General features: G+C 39.7%; 8 protein-coding genes. 4 read left to right on the forward strand and 4 right to left on the reverse strand.

Going from position 1 to position 8,135, the window contains the following annotated elements; all coding sequences use genetic code 11:
* Together CVS92_RS09180 and CVS92_RS08120 are read left to right on the forward strand one after the other, a co-directional pair.
* A partial coding sequence (locus CVS92_RS09180) for a hypothetical protein (RefSeq protein WP_234398721.1) occupies positions 1–207 on the forward strand: 207 nt, incomplete at its 5' end.
* Between the two features lie 75 nt (positions 208–282).
* Positions 283–633, forward strand: a complete 351-nt coding sequence (locus tag CVS92_RS08120; RefSeq protein ID WP_103640679.1) for a hypothetical protein — start codon at positions 283–285, stop codon at positions 631–633.
* A gap of 35 nt (positions 634–668) precedes the next feature.
* Here CVS92_RS08120 and CVS92_RS08125 read toward each other — a convergent pair whose 3' ends face one another.
* The 4 genes from CVS92_RS08125 to CVS92_RS08140 all read right to left on the reverse strand — a co-directional run bounded on the left by CVS92_RS08125 (position 669) and on the right by CVS92_RS08140 (position 5,573).
* Positions 669–2,438, reverse strand: coding sequence for an aryl-sulfate sulfotransferase (locus CVS92_RS08125; protein ID WP_107789103.1), 1,770 nt, complete (start codon positions 2,436–2,438; stop codon positions 669–671).
* Between the two features lie 265 nt (positions 2,439–2,703).
* Entirely contained in the window at positions 2,704–3,831 is a 1,128-nt protein-coding gene (locus CVS92_RS08130) for a cytochrome d ubiquinol oxidase subunit II (RefSeq protein WP_234398722.1), read from the reverse strand.
* Entirely contained in the window at positions 3,821–5,356 is a 1,536-nt protein-coding gene (locus tag CVS92_RS08135) for a cytochrome ubiquinol oxidase subunit I (protein WP_107789105.1), read from the reverse strand. The genes CVS92_RS08130 and CVS92_RS08135 overlap by 11 nt, the downstream gene beginning before the upstream one ends.
* A 1-nt stretch (position 5,357) precedes the next feature.
* Positions 5,358–5,573 (reverse strand): DUF4492 domain-containing protein, encoded by a 216-nt coding sequence (locus CVS92_RS08140; RefSeq protein WP_021091886.1) that lies wholly within the window; start codon positions 5,571–5,573, stop codon positions 5,358–5,360.
* 125 nt (positions 5,574–5,698) lie between these two features.
* Between CVS92_RS08140 and CVS92_RS08145 the strand changes: the two genes are divergently transcribed.
* A complete protein-coding gene (locus CVS92_RS08145; RefSeq protein ID WP_087578046.1) occupies positions 5,699–7,333 on the forward strand; it encodes a CTP synthase in 1,635 nt (544 codons plus the stop codon).
* Positions 7,334–7,436: 103 nt separating this feature from the next.
* Positions 7,437–7,988 carry an NAD(P)H-dependent oxidoreductase gene (locus tag CVS92_RS08150; RefSeq protein ID WP_107789106.1) on the forward strand — a complete coding sequence of 184 codons (552 nt, stop codon included), beginning with the start codon at positions 7,437–7,439 and terminating at the stop codon, positions 7,986–7,988.
* Positions 7,989–8,135: the final 147 nt, after the last annotated feature.

Consider the following 8,135-nt stretch of genomic DNA (forward strand, 5'->3'; position numbering starts at 1 on the left):
TTATTGTACCTTGGTACAATTTACAAGACCTATGAAAATTTATACAATGCGATAAAATTTTTTAACAAGGATGAGAAAATGATCGCAAAAATAGAGGGCATAAAAGTGATGCCAATGCAAACTAAAATTTTAAATTCTGGCGCAAACTTTTATGAAAATAACTTCACAAATACAACTTTAATTTTTCCTTTTTACGCGAAAAAGTAAAACAACTTCTAATCTCCAAAACAAGAGCGATTTAGCTTTTATTTTAAATTTAATTTATAGTTAAGAGAGTTTTATATGCAAAGTGAAAAAACAGAAATTTTACTTGATGAAGTGAATGAAACAATAGATTCGATATTTAGAACCTGTAATAAAAATGGTGGAACAAAGAAAGCTTTGGAAAATAGAAAGCTAAATAAAGAAATTTTAAAAGATAAATTTGCATCAATCTTTTTAAAATTTGACCAGATAGACGATGATAATTTTAAAAGCATAGTCCTTGCAAGTGATGAGACAAAAGAGCTAAGCGAGATGGTAAAAGCATTTGAAGCGGATAAAGATATAGACTTGCCAGAACTAGAGCGAGCGATAAATTTTAACCTTACTAGAATCAAAGAAGCAATCTATAAATTTCAAAACAACAACTAAAAGCTGGTGAGAGAAAAATCTCACACCAGATACTGCTAATAACTAAATACCTCCGGATCAATAACCATCGCCCTATAAGCAACATCATCTCTTGAAGCAGAGTCCACATCCATCTCAAATTTGATCTCATTTGTCTTTGGATCGATCTCAACTAAGACCATTTTGATAGTCTTGTCAGGGCGAAGTAAATTTACATTTGAGCTTGAGATGAAGTAGGTATTTTTATCTTTTTGCCACTCGACGTTGCTAGTAACTGCGCTATAAAAGTCAAATCCACGCTCTTTGCCAAACTGCCAAGTTTGTTCAACCGTGCCCTTTTTCTCATCTATCTTGTACTCAACTGCGCGGGAGTATTTATCCTCTTTAAAGGCTGGCTGCTCCATACCCCTTGCATCGCCATTGTCAAATACGCTTAGGTGTTTTATGCTGCCTTTGTTGTCGTATCTTGGTGTTAGCCATGCGGTGTGCTGAGTCCATGACCAGTCAAATTCGCCCTCGCATTTTGAGTTTTCGCATTTTATCTTATTACCTTTGCTATCGACTGGAGTTAGCACTTTGGCTTTAAATTCTTCACTCCAGCCCTCAGGCGAAGCTAATATCCATTTTACTTTTTTATCACGTCCTATCTTTACGATGCCTTGGTGGCGAAGTGAGAGGATGATGCTATCGTCGCTCTCATCGTATGAGATAGAATTTACGTGAGCCCAGTTTCTGCCTGTGCCAGTAGAGGTGATGTCACCAAATGGCTGATCGTCGCTTATCTTTATCTCCTTTGCGTCCATATCGATATTTAGGCAAACAGCTCTTGCATCAAGCGCTTTTATGAGGTTGCTGCGGTAGACGTTGTTGCCAAAAATTTCATTTAGATCCCACTCTTCGACCACTTTGCCGGTGCTATCTACCTCGATGATGTGGTCTCTTATGGTGTGAGAAATTCTGCCATCTTTGTGGTGGTAGTTGTATTTGCCAACTCTAAGAAGTGAATGGTCATCTTTTAGTGGCATAACTTCGTGGCTTAGATCGATGTAGCCTCTTGGAAGCGGGCGATTATAAATTTCTTTTCCCATAAGGTCGTATCTTAGATATCTTTGTGCCATACCAAAGCTGATATCACCGTTTTTTAGCTGATGAAAGCCCATCATCATGCCTCCATCCATCACTCTGCGCTCGCTGCGGTCGTAAAATTTCTGATAGTCAAGATACCATCTGACCTCGCCTTTGGTATCTACGATGTAGTTTTCGGTAAAGTCGTTCCAGCTAGCAGCTCCGCCGTTTTTCCAGTCAAGCGGCTTATAAACGCTCGTGATCGTATTGTTGATGAGATAGAGCCTATTTTTAAACGCAGGATCGACCTTTTTGACGCGAGTCTTTTGCATGTGAGAAAATCTAAAATCACGGCTATATGTGACGATAGGTTGGGCGTAAATTTTATATGTTTCTACCTTTTTAGCTCCGTTAAACGTGTAGCTTACGACTACTTCATTTAGATAGTCAGGGTAAAGTCCCCAAATAGGCACACCATCATGCGTAAGCAGGGCATGCTCTGAGACGTTGTAGTCGATGTCGATGCCGCCATCTGGCTTGCCTTTTACTTTGACATGGATATCTTTGATGTCTTTGCCAGCTCTATCGATGATAGCAGTTAGCGGTGATACGTCGTAAGGATTTATAAAGACTGATCCAAGCTCACCTTGAACCTTTACGTGATGAGCCAGGACTCCAGCCTCTAGTGGCGTGATACCTACACTAAGACCACTAACCAAAACAGCCGCAAGGGCAACAGAACCTAAGAAATTCTTGCTCATTTTTGCTCCTTTAATAAAATTTAATGATATCTTACTACCGAAATTTCACACAAAACTAACGCATATATGAAAAGTGGCTTAAATAAATTTATAAAGAAGTCGTTTTAAAGAGTAAAAATAAAAAGAAGAATTTAGGAGCAAACGCCCCTAAATTTTAGTTATTTGCTTCAAATTTCTTAAGAGAAAAAAGAACAAATTTATAGCTAGCAAATAGTGTCACTGGCCAAAGTATCAAAAAAATTCCTGCTTCTAACATCTTTTATCCTTAGTATGCGTGATGATCGTTTTTGATCTCATCTTGCGTGATCTTCTTGCTATCTATCGCTCTCCAGACGACGATGATATAAGCAAGTACTACTGGCACTAGCAAGCTAACATAGGCCATAACGCCAAGTGTGTAGTGGCTAGAGCTTGCATTTTTGATAGTTAGCGAGCTAGTAAGGTCACTAAATGACGGATAAAATGCTGTGCCATTTAGTCCTGTTATCAAAAATAGCGCAGTCACAGCAAGCGTAACGCCAACGCCGTAAGCAAAAATTCCACGAATACTTTTTGTAAATACTCCTTGGAAAATTCCAACAAGTACCAAAACAACGCCAACAAGAAGCAATATGCCAACGATAGGCATCTCGATCAAATTTATAGCGTATTTGTAAGGCATAAGGCTAACTACGCCGTTTGCGTCGTATGCAAAGCCATCTTTTGTAAGCACCCAAGCAAGAAAGCCTAGGAAAAATGGCAAGAATAGCACGGTGTTGATAAGTAGCTGTTTTCTAGCGTTTTGTATAAATTCGCCATCAGCGATGTTGTTCATAAGATATAAGCAGCCACCTATGCGAGATAAGAAAAACATCGCTATGCCAAGCAAATACAAGTAAGGGTTTGCCAATGCTTCAAGGCCGCGAAACGGAGTCTTCCACTCGACAAAGTTGTGCTCATTTAGCACAAAGTCACTTCCGCTAAAAAATGTACTAACCGCCATGCCAATAAGGATAACGCCAAGTGAGCCATTTATGAAAAGGAAAATTTCATAAGTTCTAGCGCCTAAGAAGTTATCAGGCTTTTTGCGGTACTCGTAGCTTACGGCTTGGATGATAAAGCAAAATAAAATAGCCAGCCAAACCCAGTAAGCGCCACCAAAACTAGTAGCGTAAAATAGCGGGAACGCCGCAAAGCATGCGCCTCCAAACATAACAAGCGTCGTAAATGTAAGCTCCCATTTTCTACCGATAGAATTTATGAGCATATCTTTTTTAAGCTCGTCCTTGCCAAGGCTAAAGATGAGCGACTGGCCACCTTGAACAAACATCATAAATACCAAAAGTCCGCCAAGAAGGCTAACTATAAACCACCAATAAATTTGTAAATTTTCTAAGCTTAAACTATGCATGATCGTTAAATCCTATCTTTATTTGCTTAAGCATGATTTTGATCTCGGCAATCAGCAAGACCGTAAATAAAACAGCAAATAATATAAATGAAATTTTGATATTTGAGTCTGCTAAATTCGTAGCTCCAACGCCAACGGTCATGAGATCTTGTATCACCCATGGCTGACGGCCGACCTCTGCTACTATCCATCCAGCTTCAGCTGCGATGTAGCCAAGCGGTATAGTAAAGAGACAGATCCACAAAAATGCTCTTATGTTTTCAAATTTATATTTTCTTGAGAGATTTAGATAAAGAGTGATAGCAAAAAGAGCTATGAAGTAAGTGCCAAGAGCGACCATGATGTGAAAGCTATAAAATGTAAGTGCAACTGGCGGTACAGCTTCTTTTGCGTCTTTAAGATAGCCATATCCTAAGAAATTTAGATTACTTTCTAAATTTGAAAGAGAAGTTTTCATCAAGCTCTCGTCATTTGCTTTTTTAGCCTCTTTGTAGTTTTTAAGAGCCTCTATAGCTACTTTGCCCTTTGCCATCTTCTCTTCTACGCTTATTAGATTGTGCTCGCTATTGCCATAAAGTAGGTCATCAATACCTGGTGTAAATGAGTCAAGCTCTCTGTTTGCCATGATACTAAGTGCGTAAGGCACCTTTATCTCAAGCAAAAACGGCTCACTCTCATCGCCAAGATTTTTAACTGGGTTTAAAATACCAGCGGCAACTAGACCAGCGTTTTTCTCGCCTTTATAAAGTCCCTCCATCGCAGCAAGCTTCATAGGCTGCTTTTGAGCTACAAAATATGCGCTCTCATCGCCGCTAAGTAGTAAAAATGCCGATGTGATAAGTCCAAATGCGCTAGCAACGACGATACTTTTTTTAGCTAGTAAGATGTGGCGTTTTTGGATCAAAAACCAAGCAGAAATTCCTATCACAAAAATAGCTGAGATGGTATAGCCGCTAGTTACTGTATGTAAAAATTTGCTAATGCCAAGAGGATTTAACGCGACTTCGAAGAAATTTTCCATCTCCATTCTGGCAGTATCTGGGTTAAATTTCATACCGATTGGGTATTGCATCCATCCATTTGCGATTAAGATCCAAAGTGCGCTTAAATTTGAACCGATCGCAACGAGCCATGTTGAAAGTAGGTGAAATTTCTTACTAACCTTATCCCAGCCAAAAAACATAATGGCAAAAAATGTACTTTCCATAAAAAATGCGAGTAGCCCTTCTATCGCAAGTGGAGCACCGAAGATATCGCCGACAAACCAGCTATAATTCGCCCAGTTTGTACCAAACTCAAATTCCATGATGATGCCAGTAGCGACACCAATAGCGAAATTTATACCAAAGAGCTTTAGCCAAAATTTCGTTATCTCAAGCCAGGCTTTATCGCCAGTTTTGACATATATAGTCTCCATGATGGCGATGATAAAACTTAGCCCCAGCGTAAGCGGGACAAACAAAAAATGGTAAATGGCGGTTAGCGCAAACTGTGCCCTAGACCAGTCGACAAAATCCATCTCAGACATTTTATTCCTTTATTAAATTACGAATTACAAATTCGCTTTTTTCTTCGTCGGTTTGAAATTTGGTATTTAGAGTCTCGTTAAAGATGAAGGCTTTTAAAATTCCAAACATGATGATAAGCTTTATTATTATGAGAAGCCATAATTTTTTGCCTATTTTCATGTTTTTAAAGCCCTCTATATATAAAGAGGCAATGATGTTTAGGTAGTTTTTTATCATAGTTTTTGAAGTCTATAACAAAAAGACTTAAAGAATAATTTTTAAAATTTATACGATTAATGCCTTACTAAATATTTAAGGGGTATAATCCGCAATTAAAAAATAAATAAATTTAAGGAAATTTAATGGCAAAAGAGACGAAGTATATTTTTATCACAGGTGGCGTTTTAAGCTCACTTGGAAAAGGCATTGCAGCTGCGTCTATCGCGACTCTTTTAAAAAATTCCGGACTAAAAGTAAGTGTTTTAAAAGCTGATCCATATATCAACGTAGATCCTGGCACGATGAGCCCGTTAGAACACGGCGAAGTTTTTGTCACAGACGATGGCGCAGAGACAGATTTGGATTTGGGGCATTATGAGAGATTTTTAGATGAGAGCCTAAGTCAAGATAATAACTTCACAACGGGTAGAGTTTATAGCTCGGTCATCGAAAAAGAGCGCCGTGGCGACTACCTTGGAAAGACTATACAAGTGATCCCTCACATCGTTGGCGAGATCGTTGATCGCATCAAAAAAGCAGGCGAGGGCAAAGATGTACTCATAGTTGAGATCGGTGGAACAGTAGGTGACATCGAGGGCTTGCCATTTTTAGAGGCGATAAGAGCTCTAAGAGTAGAAGTTGGCAAAAAAAGAGCACTAAATATACACCTAACACTCGTGCCATTTATCAAAGTAGCTGGTGAGCTAAAAACAAAGCCTACTCAGCATAGTGTTGGCGAGCTAAGACGTATCGGCATAACCCCAGATATCATCATCTGCAGATCTGAAATGCCACTAAACCGCGAGCTAAAAGATAAGATCGCAGCAAGCTGTGGTGTGGAGAAAAACTGCGTCATAGAGAGCTTAGACAGCGCAAGCATCTATCAAATTCCACTTTCATTTTTAAAGCAAGACATACTAACTCCAATCGCTGAAAATTTAGGCTTTAATGAGCTAAAACCAGACATGGCAAAGTGGGATAGCCTAGTAAAAAGGATCATCGCTCCAACAAATGAAACTACAATAGCATTTGTGGGCAAGTACATCGATCTAAAAGAGAGCTACAAGAGCCTAACTGAGGGCATTATCCACGCTGGAGCAAATTTAGACGCTAGGGTAAATTTACGCTGGATAGATAGCGAAAAGATAGAAGAGAACAATGTAAATGAGCTTTTAAAAGACGTGGATGGCATCTTGGTCGCTGGCGGCTTTGGCGAAAGGGGTGTTTTAGGCAAGATGCAAGCTATAAAATTTGCTCGTGAAAATAAGATACCTTATCTTGGAATTTGCCTTGGTATGCAGCTAGCACTCATTGAGTTTGCAAGGGATGTTTTGGGCTTAGAAGACGCAAATTCTATGGAATTTGACAAAGAGTGTAAAAATCCTATCATCTATCTAATCGATAGCTTTATCGACGCTCACGGCAAAAAACAGATAAGAACGCATACAAGCCCACTTGGCGGCACGATGAGGCTTGGAGCATATAACTGCGACATCAAACCAAAGACACTTCTAGCTGAAATTTATGGCAATGCAAAGAGCGTAAAAGAGCGCCACCGCCACCGCTACGAGGCAAATCCAAAATATAAAGAAATTTTTGAGAAAAACGGTCTTTTGGTAAGTGGTGAGAGCGATGGACTGATAGAGGCTATCGAGCTAAAAGGCCATCCGTGGTTTGTGGGCGTGCAGTGTCATCCTGAATTTACTAGCCGTCTAACTAAGCCAAATCCTGTGATATTAGGCTTTATAAAGGCAAGTTTAGAAAACGTCAAATCTTAATTTTAGAGCCATCTGGCTCTAAAAATTCTTTTAAAATTTTGCTGTTTTTATTAAATTATTTATCAAATAAATCCCACTTCTTGCTAAATTTTTAAGGAGAAAAATGAAAACTCTAATCATCTTAGCACACCCTAACATCCAAAACTCAGTCATAAACAAACGCTTGCTACAAGAGACTCTCAAGGAGCCGCAGCGCTTTAGCGTTCATGATTTGACGCAGGTTTACGCAGGCGGCAACATCGACGCCGAGCGCGAGCAAGAGCTCATCATGGCCCACTACGCCCTCGTTTTGCAGTTTCCGCTTCACAACTTCTCCTGCCCTCCGATTTTAAAATCATGGATCGATGCGGTGATGACGCACGGCTTTGCCTACGGACGCGGCGCAGACGGCATAGCGGGGCGCAAGGTAGCGCTAGCCGTGACCGCAGGCATCAAAAAGAGTGACTACTGCCCGCAAGGACGCTATCATTTTAGCTTGCGCGAGGTTCTTACGCCGTTTGAGCTTGCGTTTAAATACTATTTTCGCGCCGATTATCGCGATTTTTTCGCATTTTACGGCGCCGAGGAGACTCCGGGCGTGGACTACGTATCAAGCCAGGACGATTTAGAGCGAGGCGCTAGAGAGTATGCGGAGTTTTTGAGAAATTTGGAATAAATTTTTATAAAAATGGTTTAAGCTTTATGGCATAAACCATTTAAAATTTATAAATTTAATTGTATAAATTTTTGCTAATACTTCCCATTTTTGGTGTGCTAAATTTGTAAAGACTATCAATTTAACAAAGCTTTTAAGCTTGCTATG

The organism is Campylobacter concisus, assembly GCF_003048555.1.
GTDB lineage: Bacteria > Campylobacterota > Campylobacteria > Campylobacterales > Campylobacteraceae > Campylobacter_A > Campylobacter_A concisus_AO.